The sequence below is a fragment of the Rhodoferax sp. genome (genome assembly GCF_011391645.1).
Classification (GTDB): Bacteria; Pseudomonadota; Gammaproteobacteria; order Burkholderiales; family Burkholderiaceae_C; genus Rhodoferax.
Window position 1 is genome coordinate 1 of record NZ_JAABQC010000040.1, and the last position, 21,303, is coordinate 21,303.

Here is a 21,303-nt window from a genome sequence, read left to right on the forward strand (position 1 = left end):
AAGCCGTTGCCAACCTGGCGCAAGAGGAAGGCGGTGCGGCTGTCCGTGAGCAAATGCGTGACGTTGTGCAAACGCTCAAAACGCAGTTGCCTGCGCTGCTGCCGAAGCGCAGCAGGCCCTTGGAACTGCCAGGTCTGGTGGACACGACTGACGGCGATGCAGTTGAGCCGGTCATTTCGGTTCAAGCGATTTCGTCAGACGTTCCAAGCGTCAAAATGCTTGCTCTAAAAAGCAGCCAGACATTCAGCAATTACATTGTTGTCGTTCGCGCATTGCCGGGCAGCCCGGCGGCCGAGTCTGCACGGCTGGCCTCCGCGCACGGCGGCCAGGTCACGTTCAACTATGAAACCGCACTCAAGGGCTTTGCTGTGCGCCTGCCCTCGGCCGCCGCAGAGGCATTCCTGGAAGCCATGGAGAAGAACCCGAATGTCGACTATGTTGAGCGCGACATGGCGGTGACCGCGTTTCAGACCACCCAAACCAGTGCCACCTGGGGACTCGACCGTGCTGACCAGCGCGACTTGCCCCTGAGCGCCAGTTATACCTACAACGCCACGGGCAGCGGTGTCCGGGCTTATGTGGTGGACACCGGTATTTTGGCGTCCCACACTGATTTTGGCAGTCGCGTTACTGCCGGCTACACCGCAATCAACGATAGCTACGGCACCAGCGACTGCAATGGCCACGGCACCCATGTGGCGGGCACCGTCGGCGCCGCAACCTGGGGCATCGCCAAGGCTGTGACACTGGTACCGGTCCGTGTGCTGGACTGCAATGGTTCGGGCACCATGAGCGGCGTGATCGCAGGCGTGGACTGGGTGGCCAAAAACGGCCAGCGTCCGGGCGTGCTCAACCTGTCACTCGGCGGTGGCGCGTCTTCGTCACTTGACACGGCCGTGGCCAACACGGTGGCAGCGGGATACACCGTGGTGGTTGCGGCTGGCAATGACAACGCCAACGCCTGCAATTATTCGCCCGCCCGTGAGCCCTCGGCCATCACGGTTGGCGCCACCACCAGCGCTGACGCCAGGGCCTCGTATTCCAACTTCGGCAGTTGCCTTGATTTGTTCGCCCCGGGCAGCTCCATCAAATCGACCTGGTACACCTCCAGCACCGCGACCGCCACCCTCAGCGGCACCTCAATGGCCTCGCCCCACGTCGCGGGGCTGGCTGCGCTTGTCCTGCAAGACCAACCGACAGCCAGTGCTGCGACAGTGACGAATTCGATTCTGACAGCCGCCACCACAGCCAAGGTGACCAGCGCGGGTTCTGGATCGGCCAACTTGTTGATCTACACGCTGGGGTCTTCTTCACCGACCCCACCGCCTGACACCTCGTTGACCGTCGTATCGGTCGCCAACCTCGCGGGCAGTGCCACGGCGGTTCGCAATGGCTGGCGCGCAACAGTCACCGTCACAGTGGCCGATGCCAACAAAGCGCCCGTGGGCGGCGCCACCGTGGCTGGCAGTTTCACGGCAGGCGGGTCATCGGTGAGTTGCACCACCGGCAGCAACGGTGCTTGCAGCGTCACCACCGGCAACCTGTCGAACAAGACCAGTTCGACCACCTACTCGGTGAAAGGCATCACGGGGACCAACCTGAGTTATAACGCCACGGGCAACACATTGAGCAATCTCAAAGTAGCCAAACCCTGACGACGCACCCGGGCGGCGGCCTCCAGCGGCTTGGGGCTTTCACCATGGGCGGCCGGGTGCCCGGCCATGAAACTGTCATCTGGCACAACGGACTTATCCGTGCTCGCCAATTCGTCTGATCAAGCCTTCCTGCGCCACGCAGGCGACGAGCGTTCCATCGCGGCGAAAGATGTTGCCGCGGTTCATGCCCCTGGCATGGCCTGCAACCGGGCTCTCAATGGCGTACAAAAGCCAGTCATCGATGCGGAAATCCTGGTAGAACCACATGGCATGGTCAAGGCTTGCCGTCACCATGTCGGGCTGGGAATAGACCACGCCATGAGGCCTCAAACAGGTGGCTACCAAGCCGAAGTCAGAGGCGTAGGCCAGCAGGCATTTCTGCATGGCCGGGTTGTCGGGCACACGGCCCTCGGCGCGGAACCAGAAGGATTGAATCGGTGCCTTCTTTTCAGGCTGACGCTGGTTGACAGGATCAACGGGGCGCATTTCTATGGCGAGGTTGCTGGCTGGTTTCAGTTCAGCCGCGGCGGGAACCAGTTCAGGGACCGGGCGGGTGGTGTTGACGGCCCTGGCAAGCGACTCGGGCGGGGGCACGTCAGGCATGACCGTCTGGTGCTCGAATCCTTCCTCGTGCGCCTGAAATGATGATGACAGGATGAGGATCGCCTTGCCGCCCTGGGAGGCCGTCACGCGGCGCACGCTGAAACTGCTGCCATCCCGGATGCGGTCCACGTTGTAATGGATGGGTGCATGCGGGTTGCCACCGCGAAGAAAGTAGGCGTGCAGGGAATGGGCGTTGCGTTGTTCGCAGGTATTTCCCGCAGCCACCAGCGCCTGCCCAAGGATGTGTCCGCCAAACAAATTCCGAAATCCCAAATCGAGGCTTTGCCCCACATAGTGGTCAGGCTGCAGGTATTCGAGCTTGAATAGTGCAAGCAGTTGTTCGAGGGCGGTGGAAGCACGGATGCTGGCACTGGCTGGCACTGAAGTGTCGGTCTGCATGGGGGTCTCAGGCGTTGATGTGTCTACCGACTATTGTCGGCGCCAATTTAAACCGCGGGCCGAGTCCAGCAGGCCGGGCGGCGACCAAACCCCAGGCCGGCCCGGGCAGACTGCGCCACTCAGGCAAGTGCAGCAGTTTTGGCGGGCTCGTACCAGGCCAGTTCCTGGTGCAGTTTGACCACCTCGCCAATGATCGTCAAGCAGGGTGATTTGAGGCCGGCCTGCGCCACGCGCTCCGCCATGTTGGCCAGCGTTCCGGTAACCACCTTCTGGGTCGGCAGGCTGCCGTCCTGGACCACGGCAATGGGCAACTCAGGCAACGAGCCGTGCGCCACCATTTGCCGGCAAATTTCGGGCAGGCCACTCAGGCCCATGTAGATCACCACGGTCTGGTTCAGGCGCACCAGGCTGGGCCAGTCGAGGTCGGCCGTGCCATTTTTGAGGTGACCGGTCACAAACAGGCAGCATTGCGCATGGTCGCGGTGCGTGAGCGGAATACCCGCGTAACTTGACACGCCGGAGGCCGCCGTCACGCCCGGCACCACTTCAAACGCCACGCCCGAGGCGGCCAGCGTTTGCAACTCTTCGCCGCCACGGCCAAAGATGAAGGGGTCGCCGCCCTTCAGGCGCACCACCTGCTTGCCCTCGCCGGCCAGCTTGACCAGCAGCGCATTGATTTGCTCCTGGCGCAGGGTGTGCTCGTTGCGCCGCTTGCCAGCGTAAATACGCTCAGCCGTGGGTGACACAAACTCAAGCACGCCTTCAGACACCAGGTTGTCGTAAACGATCACATCGGCCTGCTGAAGCAGGCGCACCGCGCGCAGCGTGAGCAGTTCCGGGTCACCCGGGCCGGCGCCGACCAGGTAAACGCGTCCGATATCAGGAATGAGGTTTTTCACATCAGCTTTCAATGGGTAGCCCCTTTGCTGGCGCAACCACCACCGCTGCAGCCGCCACTGCCACAGCTGCTTGTGGTCACCGAGCCACCACCGCAGACAGGATGGCTGGACGGGACAAAGATAAAGTTGAATTCACCCGGATTCAGTTCAACAAAGTCGAGCATCGTGTCAAACAGCAGTTCCTGGGACTCGCCATTGATGACCACCGCGACACCTTCCAGGTCAAGCTTCATGTCTTCGTCTTTCGGGTCATCAAAGCCCATGCCGTACTGCAGGTCGCCAGCGGCATCTTTTTTGGCGGCCACGCGCAGGGCCAGTTCGGCAGCACCACTGGCTTGGGCGGCCTGCCGGATTTGCTGGGCAGCTGCAGGGGTCAAGTTAAACATGGGTTGTGCTCCTGTAAAAATTAATGTTCGCCCTTGGTCTTCAACAGACCAGCCAGGCGGTTGCCTTGTTTTTGGGGTCCACCCACCGGGAACATCGCATGCAAGTGGTGATTGTTGCCCAACTCGGGGCCCCACAGCCTGGCAAAGTGCGGGATCATGGCGCGCACTTGCGCCTGCACCCGGTGCTCTTCAAAGTAGGCGCGCAAGAAATAAATCACCTGCCAATGGGCCGCAGTCAGCGTCAGGTCTTCTGACTCGGCCTGGGCGCGGGCAAAGTCTTCGGACCAGTCCTCCAGGTTCTTCAGATACCCTTCCACGTCAGTCGCCACCGACTGGCCTTTGACGAGCACGGTGCGTGGCGCGGCGGCAACTTGCGTTTGATCTGCCATTTTTTGCCTCCGTACAAAGTTGACAAACTCCCTGGCCCAGTCCGAACTTGCGCCGGTGCGCAAATGTGAATACGAGGCCAGCACATTGCGGTACACCAGACCGTCACGCTGGCCGTCAATGCCATGACCGCGCTGCACCTTGTACGCAAATTTCAGGCCGGGCGGCACGTTTTCAAGGCTGGAGTAATGAAATTCATGGCCGCGCAGTGTTTGCCCGGCTTGCTCTGGCGCCGTCAGCCAGGGCGCATCGGGCGTCGTTTGCAGGCTGACATAACCACGACCCACCGGGCGCTCGTGCATCAGCACATCAACCGGCAACGCGCCCACCAGGTCCACCTGCTGCTCCTTCCAGCGCAGCGTGCGGGCCAGGTACATCAGACCGCCGCACTCGGCATACACCGGCAGGCCGGCCTCGATGGCGCTGCGGATGTTACTGCGCAAAGCGGTGTTGGCCTGCAACTCGGGCATGAAAACCTCGGGGAAACCACCGCCAATGAACAAGCCATCCACGGCCGGCAAGGCGCTGTCCTGCAAGGCATTCACCGGCACCAGTTCGGCACCGGCGGCTTGCAGTGCCAGCAGGTCGTCGGGGTAATAGAAACCAAAGGCCTTGTCGCGCATGATGCCCAGGCGCAGGGGCTGGCCTGGGTGGGCTGTCATTGCGGGCTCCGACCCGCAATCCAGGGCTTCCGGACTGCCTGGGGCGCTTGGGATCACATGGGAAGCACTGTTGGCCAGTGCAATAATCTGGCCCAGGTCCACCTGTTCGGCAATGCGCTGACCGATGGTTTGCACATGCTGCACGGCATCGTCACATTCCTGGTTCGGCATCAGCCCCAGATGGCGCTCGACCAGGCCGAGTTGCGGGTCGTGGGCAATGGCGCCGAGCACGCTCACGTTGGTGTAATGCTCGATCACGGCGCGCAACTTGGCCTCATGGCGGCTGCCGCCGAGCTGGTTCAAGATGACACCCGCAATACGAATGCGCGCATCAAAAGCCTGGTAGCCCAGAATCAAGGGGGCAATGCCGCGCGTCATGCCGCGCGCATCCAGCACCAGCACCACCGGCAAGTCGAGCAACTGGGCCAGTGCCGCGTTGCTGTTGCTGCCGTCAAGCGCCAAGCCGTCGTACAAGCCCTTGTTGCCTTCGACCAGGCTGATGTCGGCTGACCCGGAAAAACGGGAAAAGCTGGCGCTGATTTGCTCAGACGTCATCAGGTAGGGGTCAAGGTTAAAGCAGGGCCGGCCGCTGGCTTGTGCCAGCCACATCGGGTCAATGTAGTCCGGGCCTTTTTTGAACGCCTGCACGGTCAGGCCGCGTGCCGTCAGGGCGGCGCACAGGCCGATGCTGACCGTGGTTTTGCCCGATGACTTGTGCGCGGCTGAAACCAGGAAACGTGACATGGCCAACCAACGTCAGGCAGCAGCCGAGCTGGCCTGGGGCGGGGCCATTTCCAGCGCCGCATCGTCCATGCGCTCAGGCAAAAAGCCCATCACCTTGAGCGCCAGCATCACAATCAGCCCCACCACCGCCACGCCGCTCAGGCCCAGCAGCAGTTCGGGCAGGCTGGGGGTGTAGCTGGCGGTGACACCATCAAAGAAGCTGCTGCTCACCTGCGAGCCGGGGAACAGCACCAGGCCAAAGGCCTGACCACCGATGATGGTCACGTACATCTGCGCAAAGCCGCCCAGAATCACCAGCCCGGCGCTGGCCGCAATGCGGCGGCGCAGGGCACCAATGCCGGGCGCCAGCAGCAACACCAAAGGCAGCAGGCTGCCGAGCACGATTTGCCCGAGCCAGAACATGGCGGTGTAAATGCCGCCTTCAATCAGTATGAAACGCTCAAAGTCATGGTGCTTGGTGAAATACATATTGGTCAGGTGATAGACCAGCACAAAATAAAAGCCGGCGGCAATAAAAATCACCTGCAGCCTTGCCAGTCGGGCCATCAGCGCGTCGCCCAGGGGCCGCGCGCTGCCCTCACTGGCCAGCATCAGCACCCAGATAAACACCGCCAGGCCGTAGCTCAGCGACAGGGCAATGAACAGCGGCGCCAGCAGTGCCGAGTCGTAAGCCTGGCGCGCCACCAGAAAACCAAAGATGGAACCCGTGCCGGTGGTCAGCGCCAGGCGCCAGATAAAGGCCATAAAACCGGCCAGCGGCGTGAAGCGGTTCATGCGCCGCTCCATCATGGTCCACAGGTAAGCCACCACAAAGCCGACAAAGCCCGAGTACAAGAAGATGTTCATGGCAAAGATCGACTTGAAATTGAAGTGCGTCATGGCAATGATCAGGCGGTCGGGGCGGCCCAGGTCCAGCATCAGCACCATCAGGCCACCGATCAGCAGCGCAATCGCCAGCAGCGCGGACAGGGGCGCAAGCGGCTTGAATTCGGTCTTGCCGAACACCGACGACATCGAGGCAATGTTGAGCGCGCCCGAGGCCGCCACCACCAGAAACACCGCGAACACATGGGGCAAGCCCCAGACGATCTGGTTGTTCATGCCGGTCACGATGTGGCCGTTGTGCTCCACATACCAAACAGCCCCCAGGCCCATTGCCAGCAGCACGGCAAATCCGCCCAGCAACAGGTAAAAGCCTTGTTGCGTGTCTTTCAGGGGGCGCAAAACAAGTTTCATGACTTTGTCTTCCTTCAGATGCCGCTGTAGCGCACGCCGGTGTTGAGGTTCAGGTCTTCACGAATCTGGCGCGACGGGTAGCTGGCCACCCGCTTGGAGATTTCGCTCTCGGGGTTGTTCAGGTCACCAAACAAAATGGCGCCGTGGCCCGCACTGGAGCAGGCCGTGACGCAGGCGGGCTGTTCGCCCTTGTCGACCTTGTGCACACACATCGTGCAGCCCTCGACCGTGCCCATGCCGCGCGGCACATCGGTCTTCTGGTTGCTCAGGGGCTCGTGCACAAACGAGCGCGCCTTGTAGGGGCAGGCCATCACGCAGTAGCGGCAGCCGATGCAAATATGCTTGTCCACCAGCACAATGCCGTCAGCGCGCTTGAATGATGCGCCGGTTGGGCAGACATCCACACAGGGTGGCTCGGCGCAGTGCTGGCACATCATCGGCAGCGACTGGGTCTTGCCGCTGCGAATTTCCTTGATTTCGATCTTGCGGATCCACTGCGAATCGGTCGGCAGTGTGCCACCCGACAGGCCGTTTTCGGTATTGCAGGCCGTGACGCAATCGGTGCAACCGCTGGCGCACTTGCTGCTGTCGATCAGCATGCCCCAGCGCACCTTGCTGCTGACCCCCCCGGCAACCGGAGCGGCCTGGGCGATTTCGATCAGGCGAACGCCTGGCGCCAGCAAAATGCCGGCCATGCCAGCGGCGGCAACGCCCAGAAAGCCACGCCGACTTGACGACTTGGCGACAGCCCCGGACGGAGAACTGTTGTGCTCGTGCTTCATGGTTTGACCTGTGGCTGTGCCAGCGCGGCTTGGGCGCCGATGGCGGGCGGTTTGCTGGCGTGACAGCCAAAGCAGTCAATCTTGACCGCAGCAAAGGTGTGGCAACTCTGGCAAAAATCACCGGCCTCGGCGCTGACACTTTGGCTGGTCGGGCTGGCATGGCAGGCCACGCAGGCTTTCAGCGAGTACTTGTTATTGCGAATTCCGCCATGCACGGTGTCATCGCGCTGGTGATTGAGCAGTGCCATGTGGTTGCGGCGCATGAACGCCGGATCATCCACACACTGGCCCCCGCGTGCCTTCGTCACCAGCGGTTGCAAGCCCTGGCCGGCGCCAGCCGGGCTTTGTGCTGTCGCCGGAAAGCTGGCCGCCAGGAATACACCCAGCAGCAGCGCCTGCCACACGCGAACAAAGGAACTCCAGGTGCGCCGAGACATGGTGTTACTCCCCCAGGCCCATCTGGATATAACCTGTGGGGCAGACGTCGGCGCAGATATGGCAACCAATGCACTTGCTGTAGTCGGTGTCGACATAACGGCCGATGGTGGACTTGGCTTTGGGCACCTTGAACACCGCCACCTGCGGGCAATAGACCACGCAGTTGTCGCATTCAAAGCACTGGCCGCAGCTCATGCAGCGCTTGGCCTCGGCCACCGCCTGCGCCTGGAGCAGGGGCTGCAGGCGCTCCTCGAAGTTGTCCAGCGCCTCCTCCGCGCTGAGCGACACAATGCCCCGCTTGTTGCGCGGCACAAAACCGAAATGCCCAAGGAACAGTTCCTTGTGTGAGATCACATATCGGTCCGAGCGGTTGTCAAAGTTGTGAATGGCCGCGGTGCTCTTGTCGGTGCCCCGGGTGGGTTCATGGACTTCGGTCAGCGTCATGCCCTTTTCAATCAGCTTGCGCGTCAAGTCAAAGGTATGCACATCAATCTTTGGGCGCTTTTCCGGGGCCTCGTTTTGCAGGAAGCGGTCAATGCCGTCGGCCGCAATGGCGCCGTGGCCAATGGCGGTGGTGAGCAAATGCGGGCGCACCACGTCGCCGCCAACAAAGAAGCCGGGCTGGCCCGCCACCTGGTAATTTTTGTCGGAATTGATGGCGCCCTTGCCATTGTTGAATTCTTCCAGGCCGGTAAAGTCCACCGCTTGGCCGATGGCCGACACGATCAGATCAGCGGGGATGTCTTCCTCGGTGCCTTCGATGTTCTTGATGTCGAGCCGGCCACCAATCATCTTGGCTTCGCAGCGAATGATGCGCAGGGCGATGGCGCGGCCGTCTTCGCTACGGATCACGGCCACCGGGGCCATGCTGCCGCGGATGGTGATGCCCTCGGACAAGGCGTGTTCAACCTCGTGTTTGGAGGCCTGCATTTTCTCGATGTCAAAAATGGTGGTCAGGGTGACCTCGGCGCCCTGGCGCACCGACGCCGCTGCCACGTCGTGGGCGACATGGCCGGCAATGGCGTGCTCGGGGCGGTCGGACTCATGGATTTTTTCGATATGACCCAAACGGCGCGCCACCGTGGCCACGTCAATGGAGGTGTCGCCACCGCCGATCACCACCACGCGTTTGCCCACATGGCGCAGGCGGCCGTCGTTGAAGGCCTTCAGGAACGAGGTGGCGGTGACGCAGTTGGGCGCATCGGCTCCCTCCACCGGCAAGGCCCGGCCCGCCTGCGCGCCCAGGCCCAGAAAGACAGCGTCGAACTGTTCGCGAATCTGCGCCATGGTGATGTCGGTGCCAATGCGGCAATTCATGCGCACATCGACCCCAAGGTCCAGGATGCGTTGAATTTCGGCGTCGAGTACATCACGCGGCGTGCGGAAACCCGGAATGCCGTAACGCATCATGCCGCCGAGCTCAGCGCGCTCGTCAAAAATGGTGACTGAGTGGCCTTTGAGCGCCAACTGGTAGGCAGTGGACATGCCGGCCGGGCCGCCACCGATCACGGCCACGGTCTTGCCGGTCAGCTGCGCCGGCTTGTTGTAGGCCAGCTTGTTCGTGATGGCGTAGTCGCCCAGAAAATGCTCGACCGAGTTGATGCCGACAAAGTCTTCAAGCTGGTTGCGGTTGCAGCCCGATTCACAAGGCGCCGGACAGACCCGGCCCATCACCGACGGGAACGGGTTGGCCTCGGTCAGGCGGCGAAACGCATACTCCTGCCAGACCATGCCGGCCGGCGGCTTCTCGATGCCACGCACGATGTTGAGGTAGCCGCGAATATCTTCGCCGGCAGGGCAACTGCCCTGGCAGGGCGGCGTGCTCTGGATGTAGGTGGGGCATTTATGCGAATGGTCGGCGTCAAAAATCTTGGCCTGCCAGGTCTTCACCTTGGTATCGCCATCCTTGTAACGGCGGAAGTTCAAGGGTTTGACTTCAATGGTTTCGGGGTTCGCAGACATGTCGGAGTCTCCTGGTTTTATGCTTGAAAGTATGAATACAGCGCGTAGGAAGCCGGCGCTACTTGTCGCCCAGGCGAATCGCCTTGCTGACCAACTGGTGAACACCGCCCACCATGCTCATGTTGAAGCCGTAATACGGCAGCACCTTGGTGAACTGGGCTTTGCAAATGGCGCAAATGGTGGCCATGAAGTTCACCCGGTGCTCGTCCACCACGTATTTGAGGGCTTCCATTCGCGGCAGGGCACCCTTGACGCGTAATTCCATCAGATCGTCGGTCAACAGGCCGCCACCGCCACCGCAGCAGAAGGTGCTCTCATGGATGGTCTCGGGCGCCATGTCGTGAAAATGGTTGGCCACCGAAGTGATGATGCGCCGGGGTATGACAAACTGCCCCCCAGCCACACTGCCCATGCGTGAGCCACGCGCCACGTTGCACGAATCGTGGAAGGTGATGATGCGGTTGTCGTTGGCCTCTTTGTCGAACTGAATGGCACCGCGCTGGATCAGGTCGTCGGTGAGTTCGCAGATGTGCTGCGGCACCGGGTAGCGCTGGTCGAGGTAATCGAACGGGCCAATCAAGGTATTCCAGAAACTGTAGGCCACGCGCCAGGCATGGCCGCATTCGCCAACCACGATGCGCTTCACGCCGAGTTCCAGCGCGGCTTCCTTGACGCGCATCGAGATGTTGCGCATCTGCTCATAGTTGCCAATGAACATGCCAAAGTTGCCCGCCTCGGATGCGTGCGAGCTCAGCGTCCAGCTGATGCCGGCGGCGTGGAATACCTTGGCGTAGCCAATCAGGCTTTCCACGTGCGGTTCCGAGAAAAAGTCGGCCGACGGCGTGATCAGCAGCACCTCGGCGCCCTTGACGTCGATCGGAAACTTGACATCAAGCCCGGTTTCGTCCTTGGTGTCTTCTTCCAGACCTTCGAGGGTGTTGATCAGTGCCGGGCCCGGCAGGCCCAGGTTGTTGCCGATGCGGTGCACCTTGCCGATGATTTCGTTGGAATACTTCTGGCCCAGGCCGATCGAATCCATGATCTCGCGCGCGGCCATGGTGACCTCGGCAGTGTCGATTCCGTAAGGGCAAAACACCGAGCAGCGGCGGCACTCGGAGCATTGGTTGAAATAGCTGTACCACTCGTCGAGCACCTCGCGCGTCAGGTCGACCGCGCCCACCAGTTTGGGGAAATGTTTGCCGGCAAAGGTGAAGTAGCGGCGGTACACCTTGCGCATCAGGTCCTGGCGCGCCACCGGCATGTTTTTGGGGTCGCCCGAGCCGAGGAAATAATGGCATTTGTCGGAGCAGGCGCCGCAATGCACACAGGCATCCATGTAGACCTGCAGCGAGCGGTACTTGCCCAGCATCTCGCCCATCTTGGCAATGGCTTTTTCCTGCCAGTCTTCCGCCAGTTCCTCGGGAAAACCCAGGGCTTGCTGGATCGGACCCGACGCCGGGAACGACTTGATGTGCGACATCGCCCCAACCTGCACCAGGGGGATGACCGGGTAGCTCTTGAGCTTGGGGGTTTCGAACTTAGCAGTTGCCATGGTGTGTGCTTACGCTTTTTTGTCCAGCGCGGCTGCCCAGGCCGAAATATGGCGAACTTCGCGGGCGTTGTCAGCCTGGTTGCGCGTCGGGCTGAAAAACAGTCCGGGCGCATGCAACAGTTTGCTGATCGGGAAAATGATCATGAGCAGCGCCACCAGCGCCAGGTGCACCAGCAACACCGGGTCAGCAGGCAGCGGCTGCCAGTTGAAGCGCATCAGGCCAAGCATGAAGGCCTTGAGCGCCACGATGTCGGTGTGCACCACAAAACGCATGGCCAGGCCACTCAGCCCAATGGCCAGCAGCAGCGCCAGCATCAGGTGGTCGGACGGGGTGGAAATGTAGCGCACCCGGTCCACCAGCCAGCGCCGTGCCCACAGTCCGCCCAAAGCGGCGACCATGGCAAAACCGGCATAGGTGCCAAAGGGTTGCACCAGCACCACGGGCAGCCAGACCGGGTCTTGAAAATAGCGCAAATGGCGCAGGGTGACCAGCAACAGGGTCACATGAAACAGCCAGCCGAAAATCCACGTCCATTTGCTGGACTTGAACAGGCTCTCGAACAACACCACCTCGCGCGTCATGCGCCAGCGCACCCCGGCGGCCGTGGTGGGCGCGGGTGTGGTGGGGATTTTCAGGGGTGCGGGAGTCTTGGCATAGCTGAGAATCTTGCGGGCCAGTCCGACGACCAACACCAGGGTTGCGACGTAGAACAAAAGCGCATAAATGATGGTCAACGCAGACATGGTCAAACCCGCAAGTTCGTTGTGGTCAGGTCAGATCAGATGCAACCGGTGGGCTTGGGCAAACCGGCAATCTTGCAGGCCTGCTTGGCCGGGCCGTAGGGAAACAGGTCGTACAGGTACTTGCTGTTGCCTTTTTCTTCGCCAAATCGCTTGCCGATGGCCTTGGTCAGCACACGCACGGCCGGGGCAATCTGGTACTCGTTGTAGTACTCGCGCAGGAAATTGATGACTTCCCAGTGGTTGTCGCTGAGCGGCACTTTTTCTTCCTCGGCCAGGTGAACGGCAGCCTCGGGGGTCCATTCGGCCAGGTTCAGCAAGTAACCTTCTTCGTCGGTTTCGTAGGTTTGGCCGTTGATTTCAAAACTCATGGGATTCTCCAGTTAAAAATAAATAGGGGAGTACTGGCTGGTTTACAGCCAGGATTGGGAGGTGGGGTATTTCTCGACCAGGTCAACAAAACCCGCGTAGTCCACCGGTGTGATGCCGTCAAGCAGCTTGGCCGTCATGCCGCGGGCATCAAGGTCGGGCTGCAGCACAAACAGGCTGACTTTGGCGCTGGCCTGGCGCATGCGCTCGGCCGTGGCGCTGCCTTGCGTGGCGGCGTAGACGCCGTCCTCGATCAGCAGCACGGCGTGGCCAGCTTGCGCCATGCGCAGGCAGGTGTCGAGCGCGTTGGTGGCAAAAGGAGATTTGTTAACGATATGCAACATGGTTCTTACCTATTCTTAGAAGCTCAGGATCACGTCTTGCTGCGCCATCAGCTCGCCCATTTGCTGGTCGTCGAGCACCTCGACCGGCACCAGCAGGTCAGCTTCCGTCAAACCGCGCTGATCGAGTGAAGCTTGGTCGACATAGAGCTTTTCGATGTCGTAGCCTTCGAGGGCACGGTAACTTGGCGAAAAGTTCTTGATGCCGATACCCTTGGTCTGCTGACCCTTTGCAAGTTCGTAGACGCCATCGTCCATGAACACCAGGCTCACGTCCTGATCGAAGGTGGCGGTGATCAGCACCACTTCCAGGCTTTCAAGCGCGTAGATGGTTCCGTAGGGGGCCTTGCGGTTGACAAACATGAATTTCTTCACTTTGGGGCCGCTGGGCGCAGTGCTTTGTTGTTCGCTCATGGTGTGTTTCTCTTAAACGGGTTAATCGCCGAACGTGACCAGGCGGTCCGCCTTGATGCCGCTGTCCACCAATTGGCCCAGGCCAGAAATACGAAAACCCGGGGCCAGCACTTCGTCCTTGATGCCACGGCGCAAGGCGGCGGCCACACACACCACCAAGTCGACCTTGTGCTCGGTCGCCAGCGCCGACCAGCGGTTGACCACGTGGCGGTCATCTTGCGGTGGCTCGGTGAGCCGGGTCGCGTTGTTGACGCCGTCATGGTAAAAAAACACGCGCTGAATGGTGTGGCCCTTGGCCAAGGCGGCCACGGCAAACTGGTAGGCGCTGTCAGACGCCTGGTGCGTGTAGGGACCTTCGTTGACGAGGATGCCGAATTTCATATTTTGTCTCTAGTCAGTTGGGGTCAGAGCAAATTTGCTGCGCAAATCTTGGTCTGACCCGCAAAGTTTCAGGGTAGTTGGGGTCAGAGCAAATTTGCGGCGCAAATCTTGGTCTGACCCACAAAGTTTCAGAACCGGATATGGGTCGATGCGTTCAGGCTCGAGCGCGAACCGCGCCAGTCGTCGATCAGGTACTTGGTGAACGGCAGGTCGCATTTTTCAAAGAAGGCGGGCCAGCCGATGCGCTCGATCCAGTCCGACACGCGCTCCCAGGAACGTGCGTCTTCCTTGTAGGTGTAAAGAATCTTCTTGACCATAGCCGACACTTCGGGCCAGCGTGGCGGGTTGTTGGGCAGCCCCGAGGCCACCATCTTCATGAAGGTCGGTTTGCCGCGTGCATTGGAGTTCTTGCCGCCCACCCAGATCGCCAGCTTGCTGTGCTCGGGGTCGTTGATCTGCATCGGTGGGCAGGGCGGGAAGCAGGCGCCGCAGCACATGCATTTGGACTCGTCGATTTCCAGCGACGGCCGGCCGTTGACCATGGCGGGGCGAATCGCCGCCACCGGGCAGCGCGCCACCACCGTGGGGCGCTCGCACATGTTGGCTACCAGGTCGTGGTTGATTTTGGGCGGCTTGGTGTGCTGCATCACGATGGCAATGTCGGCCTGGCCGCCGCAGTTGATCTCGCAGCAGGAGGTGGACAGGTGCACGCGGTTGGGCATGTCTTCCTTGATGAACTCGGCGTGCAGGTCATCCATCAGGGCTTTCACGGCGCCCGACGCGTCGGTGCCCGGAATGTCGCAGTGCAGCCAGCCCTGGGTGTGGGCAATGGCCGACACCGAGTTGCCGGTGCCACCCACCGGGAAACCGTTGTTGGTCAGCGCTTCCACCAGCGGCTCGACGCGCGCCGGGTCGCTCACCATGTACTCGATGTTGGAGCGGATGGTAAAACGCACATGGCCGTCGGCATAGGTGTCGGCAATGTCGCACAGCTTGCGGATGGTAAAGAGGTCCATCTGGCGCTGCGTGCCGGCACGCACGGTCCAGATCTGGTCGCCGCTGTGGGCCACATGGTGCAGCACGCCCGGACGGGGCCGGTCGTGGTATTTCCAATTGCCATAGTTCTTGGCCATCAGGGGGTGCAGGAACGGCTTGTTGTCTGGAACGCCGCTCTCGACGGGGGTGCGCATAGTTGCCATGGTGATCTTTCTTAATCAGTTGAGGACAAGCCGGCTTCAGGCCGCTTTGCGGGCGTTGATCTTGGCCACTTCGTCGTCCCAGCCATCGGTGCGGACGTAGGGGTTGGTGCGTGGCGTGGACACCATGTTGGGGTCGATCTCGACCTCAATGCCCTCCAGGAAGTTGATCAGGCCGATGCGCTCGATCATTTCGCCGGTGCGCTCGTGCTCCAGGGCGTTTTCGGCAAAAAAGTCAATCGACTTCTGCGCCAACTCCACCAGCGCCTCGTAATCTTCCTCGGTCGTCATGGGCATGAAGGGAATGACCACGGTGCCCATCAGGTCGCCAATCTTGAGCGTGCGCTTGCCGCCCATCAGCACCGTGACACCCTTGTCGACGCCAGTGGCCAGCGCGCCGGTCATCACATTGATGCAGTGCATGCAGCGCACGCAGTTGCTGTTGTCGATCTCCAGGCACTGGGTGTCGTTGACGGCCACGCTGGAAATCTTGTCACCCTTGGCAACGTCCTTGATCTCCTTGAGCATGATGGCCTTGGTCGGGCAACGGCTGACCACGTCGTTGACCAGTTCGGTCATACCGTGTTTTTCATACCATTTGCGCGCCATCACCTCGTCGGTGCGGATGTTGTCGCGCCAGGTGCCGATAACGGCCATGTCAGCACGCTGGATCGAGTTCATGCAGTCATTGGGGCAGCCCGAAAACTTGAACTTGAACTTGTAAGGCAAGGCCGGACGGTGCATGTCATCCAGGAATGTGTTGAGCACCTGGCGGTGAGCGCGTGCCTCGTCAAAGCACGACTGCTCGCAGCGCGCGGCACCCACGCACGACATGCTGGTGCGCACCGCCGGGCCGGCGCCGCCGAGGTCGAAGCCGAGTTCGTTGATTTCGTCAAAAGCACCCTGCACATTGGCGGTGCTGGCACCCTGGAACATGATGTCGCCCGACTGGCCGTGAAAGGCGATCAGGCCGGAGCCATGGCGCTCCCAGATGTCGCACATCTTGCGCAGCACGTCAGTGGTGTAGTGCATGCCGGCGGGCGGTTGCACGCGCAGCGTGTGAAATTCCTTGGACGCCGGGAACATTTCAGCCACTTCGGAAAAGCGCGGAATGACACCGCCGCCATAACCGAACACACCGACGGTGCCGCCCTTCCAGTAGCCCTTGCGGGTTTTGTACGAATGCTCCAGCTGACCCACCAGGTCGGTCATGTATTCGCTGTCCTTGGCCAGTCGCTTCAGACCGGTGACAAAACTGGGCCATGGACCGCTTTCAAGCTGGTCAAGCATGGGGGTGTCGTGTTGCTTAATGCTCATTGGGTGTCTCCTGTCAAGGGCGCGCACATCCTGCGCTGATTCGTCGAACCGGGTGTGTTGACCCGCTGGCTGGCATCCAGCGCTACGGTGTCAACCGTGGGGCAAATAGTACGGCCCGACCCTGGTGTCCACCATCCCCCTCGTTGGGTATTTGGGGCTACCCATATGGGCTATATCACCCCACCCTTCCCGGTAATAGACGACCGGTGCTGACTTTGCGCCCAATAGCGGCATGCGTGGCGAGGGGCGCTTCAGCCCCGTTGACCCCTGAAAAAGAGTCTTGACTTTTAGCGTTTGGCTTCTTCTTTTACAAGCGATTACCCACACCATGACCACCCTGACGCCACTTGTGAAATTCACGATTCCTGTGAGTGCGCAAGTGATTGAACTGCAACAACTCGACTTTGAAGGCGGCAGCATGAGCCTGCTGCGCACCCGTATTCGCGAAAAGAGCCGCTTTACCGTGTTCGACATCGACGCCCAATCGGCCCGGCTGTGGGGCGAGGCCTTGCTGCGCTGGGCATCAAGCCAGCCCGACAACGAGATCGTTCCGCAGGATCCGGCATGAGTCCAGCTGCCACTGAACCCTGTCCCACAGTCGACCTGATCTTCCCGGTCCGCGGGCGATTTTTGCCGCGTGACCATGCGCTGGCACTCAAAGGCGCCCTGTGCCGCGTCTGGCCCTGGCTGGAGGCTGAGCCGCTGGCAGGCGTTCAAAACATCAAGCTGGTGCCAGGCCTTGATGCCCAGGCGATGCTGTCGGGCCGCACCAAACTGTTGCTGCGCCTGTCGCGTGAGCGTGCCACCGGGTTGCTGAGCAGCCCGGCCATCGACCTCGAGGTGGCGGGCCAGGCCCTGCATCTGGACGCGCCGCATGTACGTGAACTGGTGCCGCACACCACGCTCTATGCCTACCATGTGGCGGCGGCTGATGCCGACGAGGTGACCTTCATGGCTATGGTTTCGCGCGAGCTGACCGCGCTGGGTGTTGGCGGCGAACGTGTGTGCGGCAAGCGCCAGCGTCTGACGTTTGACAGCGGCGCTGCCACCACCTTCAGCCTGATGTTGCACGGACTGGCCCCGGAGCCCTCGCTGCACCTGCAACAGCACGGCATCGGCCCGCACCGGCTGCTGGGCTGCGGCATTTTCATCCCGCATAAGTCCGCTGCCGCAGTTTAAGAATTCACCAACTGAAACAAGGAGAAGTTACATGGCTTACACCATCAATGGCACCGAGTATGAAGCCGACGAGCAAGGTTTTTTATTGGAGCCGATGTACGAGGATGAGGCGGTGCGCGTCATTGCCGACGCTGAAAGCATCATCCTGACCGATGCGCACTGGGAGGTGATCAACTATCTGCGCGAGCAATACCGCGAGCACGGCCATACCCCCAACTTCCGCAACATGCTCAAGGGTTTTGCCGAGATTCGCCCTGAAGTGGACAGCAAGTACCTGTACGACCTGTTTCCCATCGGCCCCGCCAAGCAGGGCCCCAAAGTGGCGGCCCTGCCGCAACCGCTGGGCAAGGGCGGGTACTGACATGCCCTGGAACAAGCAATGGCCAAGCTGAGAATCAAAAGCCAGTGGTTTCGCGACGGCCCCGCCAAGACGCCGCAGCAAAACGCCAGCGCCATGGCCTTCATCACCTGGCGCGTGGCGCAAAACACGCTCAAGCAAATGCGCACGGCGCGTTTTGACATCGAGATCGGACCGCAGTATTTTGATTTCACCCGCGAGGTGCTGGTGTTTTTAACCCAGGTGCTCGACCGCATGGCCCACGAGCGCATGGAGGACAGCGAGCGCGGCGAATTCATGACCGCCCTGGTGCAGCGCGTGGCGCAAATCCTGCAGGACAACGAGGACGGCCTGATGGGCGAGCCCGCCGCCGGCCAGGCCAGCCGCTACGAGCAGTTCATTGACCTGTTCAACGACTTGTCAGAGCACTACGCCGACTTTGGCTTTGATGCCCACGGGCCCGACTTTGCATTCATGCGCTACCTCGGTCACCGCATTGAGGCGTTGATGCCGCAAAAAGACCAGCGCTGGGTGGTTGACCAGATCATGGCCAGCGAAGTGCCAGATGCCCTTGACATGATCAAGCGCGGCATGGACGGCGTGTTGTCCACCGAACCCCGGTCGGCGCGCGCGTCCCGCGCCGCGAATACGGGCGACTGACCCGCCATGAATTCCCCCTTTGACCTGACACAGCGGGATGCCTACCAGCGCTGGCGTGACGCCACGCTGGCCCGCCAACCAAGCCAGGCGACCGATTTGATCGTGGATGTGGCCGACCCCCGGTTACTGGCCGCGCAGGAGCGCGAGGCGCTGTTGCAGCGTTGCGAGGCGGCCAACATGGCCATCTACCGCAGCCCGGTGGTCACCGAGGACAAGGCCATTCCGGTGCAGTTGGCGCGCCAGCTCGGCCTGCACCAGCTCGACGGCAACTGGCTGGCCGACGAAGACGGCATTTCACCGATTGCCGTGGCGACCCCCACAGGCGACCGCACCGCGTTCATCCCCTACACCAATCGCCCCATCAAGTGGCATACCGACGGCTATTACCACCCACAATCGCGACCGATCCGGGGCATGGTGTTGCATTGTGTGCGCCCGGCGCGCCAGGGCGGCGACACCGCGCTGATGAACCATGAAATCGCCTACATTGCCCTGCGCGACGCCAACCCCGACTGGGTGCGCGCCCTGATGGCGTTTGATGCCATGACCATCCCCGAGCGGCTCGACGATGACGGCATCGCCCGCCCCGAGCAAGCCGGTCCGGTGTTCATGGTCGACGCGCTGAGCGGCAAACTTCACATGCGCTACACCGCACGCACGCGCAGCATTGTCTGGAAAGACGATGCCGCCACCCAAGACGCGGTGGCGTTTCTGGCTGATTTCCTGGCCAGCGACAGCCCCCATATTTTTCGTTTGCGCCTGGAAGCCGGCATGGGCCTGGTGTGCAACAACGTGTTGCATGACCGCGCCGGCTTCGAAGACAACCCCCAGGCGCCCCGCCTGCTGTACCGGGCGCGTTATCTGGACCGGATCGCCCGGCCAGCCACAGGAGTCTTCACACCATGAGCCATCAGGTCAGTGTTTGGCGTGCCGCCCAGCTGCTGGGCGTGGCGCGCGGCGTGCTGCAACAAAAGGTGCGAGACGGCAGCCTGGTGCTCAACGACGGCTGGGTCTCGACCGACGTGTTGCTGCAGCTGTACCCTGATGCCCAGCTGGAAGAGTCGGGCCTGCTGGAGCGGGTCACCCAGATCCGCGATGAAGCCTTTGGCAAACGCGTGCGCGAGCGCATGCTGCCGAGTCAGGAAGTGCTGGCGCAGCGCCTGTTTGCGCAAAGCCAGGAACTCGCCGACGTGCGCAAGCACCTGCAGCGGTACCATGAGCTGGTGGTGGCCCTGCAGCACGAAATTCGCGGGCAACTCAAGCAGCAGCCGGGTGCCGCCAGCTGGCTGACACTGGAACACCACATCACACAGGGACTGGCGCAGGCGCTGGCCACCGAGCCGGTTGACATGCTGGAGGTAATGGACGATATGCTCAAAGTCATGACGGCTCAAGTCACGGTGCGACCCAGCGGTCACCAGTTTGCGGTGGAGGGTCGCGCCAACCTGCTGCAGGCAGGTTTGCACGCCGGTCTCAGGCTCAACTACGGCTGCGGCAATGGCAGTTGCGGCATGTGCAAGGTGCGCGTAGTCTCGGGCGATGTGGCCAAGACCCAGCACTTTGACTACCCGCTCTCGGAGGCCGAAAAAGCCCAGGGCTACACCCTGATGTGCTGCCACACCGCCGCCAGCGGCGAGCTGACGCTGGAGTTGCTGGAAGCCAGCGACCCGCGCGACATTCCGGAGCAGCTGATTGCCACCCAGGTGCGGGCCATCAACCGGCTGGCAGCTGGCACGATTTTGTTGCACCTGCAAACCCCGCGCAGCCATCGGCTGCGGTTCATGGCGGGCCAGTCGGTGCAATTGGGCTGGACCATGGCCGGGGCTGAAGACGCGTCGACCCATTACCCGCTGGCCAGTTGCCCGTGTGACGAGCGCAATTTGCTGTTCTTTATCACCCACAACCCGGCCGACAGTTTTGCGCAGCGCCTGTTTGCCGGTGACGTCAAGCCCGGCTCGACCGTGTCCGTGCTCGGCCCGAGTGGTGAATTTGTGCTGACCGAGGGCCACCGACCGCTGGTGTTTGCCGCTTGCGATGCGGGCTTTGGTCCGATCAAAAGCCTGATCGAGTACGCCTTGTCACTCGATGCCGCGCCGTCGCTGTCGCTGTTCTGGCTGGCAACACGCCCGGATGGCCATTTCTACAGCAACCAGTGTCGGGCCTGGTCGGAAGCGCTGGACCAGTTTGAGTACGAGCTGGTCACGCATCCCGACGCCGCCCTGGGAGCCTGGCAAATCGCCCAGGCCATGCGGGCCGACCTGTTTGACATCGACTGCGACTTTTACCTGGCCGGCCCGTCAGAATTCATTCTCACGCTGCACGATGAATTGCGCGCCGCAGGTGTTGCCGAAACCCAGATCGCCACCCTGTTGCTCTGATTGTTTAACCCAAAAGACCCATGCAAACACACGCCCCCGATGCCAGCAACACCTATGTTGAAGCGACCAAAACCGCCTTTGATGCAACCCTGCCCGAATGCGCCGGCGGCGAGTCGTTTGCGCTGATGGTTCAGGGCTTCAGCATGGCGCCGGAGTTTCTGGAGGGCGAGATCATCCTGATCGAACCCGAGGGCCTGGCCAAGGATGGCTCCTACGTGCTGGCCATGCATGAGCAGGAATGGACCTTCAGGCAACTGCTTCGCACCGACACTGGCTGGTTGCTGC

At 61.4% G+C, this 21,303-nt stretch carries 24 protein-coding genes; 8 read left to right on the plus strand and 16 right to left on the minus strand.

Features of this window, described 5'->3' with window-relative positions:
- On the plus strand, window positions 1-1,655 hold a 1,655-nt coding region (locus GPS82_RS06985; protein WP_296492629.1), incomplete at its 5' end, for a S8 family peptidase.
- A 93-nt stretch (window positions 1,656-1,748) separates the two neighbouring features.
- On the opposite strand, the gene GPS82_RS06990 is transcribed toward GPS82_RS06985, so the two are convergent.
- From GPS82_RS06990 to dsrA, 16 genes are all read right to left on the minus strand, one after another.
- Window positions 1,749-2,657, minus strand: coding sequence for an acyl-CoA thioesterase II (locus tag GPS82_RS06990; RefSeq protein ID WP_296492632.1), 909 nt, complete (start codon window positions 2,655-2,657; stop codon window positions 1,749-1,751).
- Between the two features lie 119 nt (window positions 2,658-2,776).
- Window positions 2,777-3,556 (minus strand): uroporphyrinogen-III C-methyltransferase, encoded by a 780-nt coding sequence (gene cobA, locus GPS82_RS06995; RefSeq protein WP_296492634.1) that lies wholly within the window; start codon window positions 3,554-3,556, stop codon window positions 2,777-2,779.
- An 8-nt stretch (window positions 3,557-3,564) separates the two neighbouring features.
- A complete protein-coding gene (locus tag GPS82_RS07000; protein ID WP_296492637.1) occupies window positions 3,565-3,942 on the minus strand; it encodes an iron-sulfur cluster biosynthesis family protein in 378 nt (125 codons plus the stop codon).
- Between the two features lie 20 nt (window positions 3,943-3,962).
- Entirely contained in the window at window positions 3,963-5,735 is a 1,773-nt protein-coding gene (locus GPS82_RS07005) for a cobyrinate a,c-diamide synthase (protein WP_296492640.1), read from the minus strand.
- Window positions 5,736-5,747: 12 nt separating this feature from the next.
- Window positions 5,748-6,971, minus strand: a complete 1,224-nt coding sequence (nrfD, locus tag GPS82_RS07010; protein ID WP_296492643.1) for an NrfD/PsrC family molybdoenzyme membrane anchor subunit — start codon at window positions 6,969-6,971, stop codon at window positions 5,748-5,750.
- Window positions 6,972-6,985: 14 nt separating this feature from the next.
- A complete protein-coding gene (dsrO, locus tag GPS82_RS07015; protein ID WP_296492646.1) occupies window positions 6,986-7,753 on the minus strand; it encodes a sulfate reduction electron transfer complex DsrMKJOP subunit DsrO in 768 nt (255 codons plus the stop codon).
- Window positions 7,750-8,190, minus strand: coding sequence for a hypothetical protein (locus tag GPS82_RS07020; RefSeq protein WP_296492649.1), 441 nt, complete (start codon window positions 8,188-8,190; stop codon window positions 7,750-7,752). The genes dsrO and GPS82_RS07020 overlap by 4 nt, the downstream gene beginning before the upstream one ends.
- 4 nt (window positions 8,191-8,194) lie before the next feature.
- Window positions 8,195-10,153 (minus strand): NAD(P)-binding protein, encoded by a 1,959-nt coding sequence (locus GPS82_RS07025; protein ID WP_296492651.1) that lies wholly within the window; start codon window positions 10,151-10,153, stop codon window positions 8,195-8,197.
- Between the two features lie 58 nt (window positions 10,154-10,211).
- Window positions 10,212-11,705 (minus strand): sulfate reduction electron transfer complex DsrMKJOP subunit DsrK, encoded by a 1,494-nt coding sequence (gene dsrK / locus GPS82_RS07030; RefSeq protein ID WP_296492652.1) that lies wholly within the window; start codon window positions 11,703-11,705, stop codon window positions 10,212-10,214.
- A gap of 9 nt (window positions 11,706-11,714) precedes the next feature.
- Complete coding sequence (locus GPS82_RS07035) at window positions 11,715-12,449, minus strand: respiratory nitrate reductase subunit gamma (RefSeq protein WP_296492654.1); 735 nt, start codon at window positions 12,447-12,449, stop codon at window positions 11,715-11,717.
- Window positions 12,450-12,484: 35 nt separating this feature from the next.
- Window positions 12,485-12,817, minus strand: a complete 333-nt coding sequence (locus GPS82_RS07040; protein ID WP_296492657.1) for a TusE/DsrC/DsvC family sulfur relay protein — start codon at window positions 12,815-12,817, stop codon at window positions 12,485-12,487.
- A 42-nt stretch (window positions 12,818-12,859) separates the two neighbouring features.
- Window positions 12,860-13,159: a sulfurtransferase complex subunit TusB gene (tusB, locus tag GPS82_RS07045; RefSeq protein WP_296492660.1), complete on the minus strand. Its 300-nt coding sequence runs from the start codon at window positions 13,157-13,159 to the stop codon at window positions 12,860-12,862.
- Window positions 13,160-13,174: 15 nt separating this feature from the next.
- The gene (tusC, locus tag GPS82_RS07050; RefSeq protein ID WP_296492663.1) at window positions 13,175-13,570 is read right to left on the minus strand and encodes a sulfurtransferase complex subunit TusC; all 396 of its coding nucleotides are present in this window, start codon (window positions 13,568-13,570) and stop codon (window positions 13,175-13,177) included.
- Between the two features lie 21 nt (window positions 13,571-13,591).
- On the minus strand, window positions 13,592-13,951 hold the full coding sequence (gene tusD / locus GPS82_RS07055) for a sulfurtransferase complex subunit TusD (protein WP_296492665.1): 360 nt from the start codon (window positions 13,949-13,951) through the stop codon (window positions 13,592-13,594).
- A gap of 128 nt (window positions 13,952-14,079) precedes the next feature.
- On the minus strand, window positions 14,080-15,150 hold the full coding sequence (gene dsrB, locus GPS82_RS07060; RefSeq protein WP_296492668.1) for a dissimilatory-type sulfite reductase subunit beta: 1,071 nt from the start codon (window positions 15,148-15,150) through the stop codon (window positions 14,080-14,082).
- A gap of 36 nt (window positions 15,151-15,186) precedes the next feature.
- On the minus strand, window positions 15,187-16,464 hold the full coding sequence (gene dsrA / locus GPS82_RS07065; RefSeq protein ID WP_296492670.1) for a dissimilatory-type sulfite reductase subunit alpha: 1,278 nt from the start codon (window positions 16,462-16,464) through the stop codon (window positions 15,187-15,189).
- 328 nt (window positions 16,465-16,792) lie between these two features.
- Here dsrA and GPS82_RS07070 point away from each other — a divergent pair, with 328 nt between their 5' ends.
- The 7 genes from GPS82_RS07070 to GPS82_RS07100 all read left to right on the plus strand — a co-directional run.
- Window positions 16,793-17,032 carry a hypothetical protein gene (locus GPS82_RS07070; RefSeq protein WP_296492673.1) on the plus strand — a complete coding sequence of 80 codons (240 nt, stop codon included), beginning with the start codon at window positions 16,793-16,795 and terminating at the stop codon, window positions 17,030-17,032.
- On the plus strand, window positions 17,029-17,643 hold the full coding sequence (cas6, locus tag GPS82_RS07075; RefSeq protein WP_296492676.1) for a type I-MYXAN CRISPR-associated protein Cas6/Cmx6: 615 nt from the start codon (window positions 17,029-17,031) through the stop codon (window positions 17,641-17,643). Before GPS82_RS07070 ends, cas6 begins: the two co-directional genes overlap by 4 nt.
- 31 nt (window positions 17,644-17,674) lie before the next feature.
- Window positions 17,675-18,004, plus strand: coding sequence for a TusE/DsrC/DsvC family sulfur relay protein (locus tag GPS82_RS07080; protein WP_296492679.1), 330 nt, complete (start codon window positions 17,675-17,677; stop codon window positions 18,002-18,004).
- 18 nt (window positions 18,005-18,022) lie between these two features.
- Window positions 18,023-18,640: a hypothetical protein gene (locus GPS82_RS07085; protein ID WP_296492681.1), complete on the plus strand. Its 618-nt coding sequence runs from the start codon at window positions 18,023-18,025 to the stop codon at window positions 18,638-18,640.
- Between the two features lie 6 nt (window positions 18,641-18,646).
- Window positions 18,647-19,546 carry a TauD/TfdA family dioxygenase gene (locus GPS82_RS07090; RefSeq protein ID WP_296492683.1) on the plus strand — a complete coding sequence of 300 codons (900 nt, stop codon included), beginning with the start codon at window positions 18,647-18,649 and terminating at the stop codon, window positions 19,544-19,546.
- The gene (locus tag GPS82_RS07095) at window positions 19,543-21,018 is read left to right on the plus strand and encodes a 2Fe-2S iron-sulfur cluster-binding protein (protein WP_296492685.1); all 1,476 of its coding nucleotides are present in this window, start codon (window positions 19,543-19,545) and stop codon (window positions 21,016-21,018) included. The genes GPS82_RS07090 and GPS82_RS07095 overlap by 4 nt, the downstream gene beginning before the upstream one ends.
- A 20-nt stretch (window positions 21,019-21,038) precedes the next feature.
- Window positions 21,039-21,303 (plus strand): S24 family peptidase (locus tag GPS82_RS07100; protein ID WP_296492687.1); only part of this gene is annotated, 265 nt, incomplete at its 3' end.

What these genes read in the sequence shown, in the direction of transcription:
- GPS82_RS07080 (WP_296492679.1), top strand. Translation starts at nt 17,675, where the DNA reads ATGGCTTACACCATCAATGGCACCGAGTATGAAGCCGACGAGCAAGGT.
- tusC (WP_296492663.1), bottom strand. Translation starts at nt 13,570, where the DNA reads ATGAGCGAACAACAAAGCACTGCGCCCAGCGGCCCCAAAGTGAAGAAA.
- tusD (WP_296492665.1), bottom strand. Translation starts at nt 13,951, where the DNA reads ATGAAATTCGGCATCCTCGTCAACGAAGGTCCCTACACGCACCAGGCG.
- GPS82_RS07020 (WP_296492649.1), bottom strand. Translation starts at nt 8,190, where the DNA reads ATGTCTCGGCGCACCTGGAGTTCCTTTGTTCGCGTGTGGCAGGCGCTG.
- dsrA (WP_296492670.1), bottom strand. Translation starts at nt 16,464, where the DNA reads ATGAGCATTAAGCAACACGACACCCCCATGCTTGACCAGCTTGAAAGC.
- cas6 (WP_296492676.1), top strand. Translation starts at nt 17,029, where the DNA reads ATGAGTCCAGCTGCCACTGAACCCTGTCCCACAGTCGACCTGATCTTC.
- GPS82_RS06990 (WP_296492632.1), bottom strand. Translation starts at nt 2,657, where the DNA reads ATGCAGACCGACACTTCAGTGCCAGCCAGTGCCAGCATCCGTGCTTCC.
- GPS82_RS07005 (WP_296492640.1), bottom strand. Translation starts at nt 5,735, where the DNA reads ATGTCACGTTTCCTGGTTTCAGCCGCGCACAAGTCATCGGGCAAAACC.
- GPS82_RS07095 (WP_296492685.1), top strand. Translation starts at nt 19,543, where the DNA reads ATGAGCCATCAGGTCAGTGTTTGGCGTGCCGCCCAGCTGCTGGGCGTG.
- GPS82_RS07035 (WP_296492654.1), bottom strand. Translation starts at nt 12,449, where the DNA reads ATGTCTGCGTTGACCATCATTTATGCGCTTTTGTTCTACGTCGCAACC.
- dsrO (WP_296492646.1), bottom strand. Translation starts at nt 7,753, where the DNA reads ATGAAGCACGAGCACAACAGTTCTCCGTCCGGGGCTGTCGCCAAGTCG.
- tusB (WP_296492660.1), bottom strand. Translation starts at nt 13,159, where the DNA reads ATGTTGCATATCGTTAACAAATCTCCTTTTGCCACCAACGCGCTCGAC.
- nrfD (WP_296492643.1), bottom strand. Translation starts at nt 6,971, where the DNA reads ATGAAACTTGTTTTGCGCCCCCTGAAAGACACGCAACAAGGCTTTTAC.
- GPS82_RS07000 (WP_296492637.1), bottom strand. Translation starts at nt 3,942, where the DNA reads ATGTTTAACTTGACCCCTGCAGCTGCCCAGCAAATCCGGCAGGCCGCC.
- dsrK (WP_296492652.1), bottom strand. Translation starts at nt 11,705, where the DNA reads ATGGCAACTGCTAAGTTCGAAACCCCCAAGCTCAAGAGCTACCCGGTC.
- GPS82_RS07040 (WP_296492657.1), bottom strand. Translation starts at nt 12,817, where the DNA reads ATGAGTTTTGAAATCAACGGCCAAACCTACGAAACCGACGAAGAAGGT.
- GPS82_RS07085 (WP_296492681.1), top strand. Translation starts at nt 18,023, where the DNA reads ATGGCCAAGCTGAGAATCAAAAGCCAGTGGTTTCGCGACGGCCCCGCC.
- dsrB (WP_296492668.1), bottom strand. Translation starts at nt 15,150, where the DNA reads ATGGCAACTATGCGCACCCCCGTCGAGAGCGGCGTTCCAGACAACAAG.
- GPS82_RS07090 (WP_296492683.1), top strand. Translation starts at nt 18,647, where the DNA reads ATGAATTCCCCCTTTGACCTGACACAGCGGGATGCCTACCAGCGCTGG.
- GPS82_RS07070 (WP_296492673.1), top strand. Translation starts at nt 16,793, where the DNA reads ATGACCACCCTGACGCCACTTGTGAAATTCACGATTCCTGTGAGTGCG.
- GPS82_RS07025 (WP_296492651.1), bottom strand. Translation starts at nt 10,153, where the DNA reads ATGTCTGCGAACCCCGAAACCATTGAAGTCAAACCCTTGAACTTCCGC.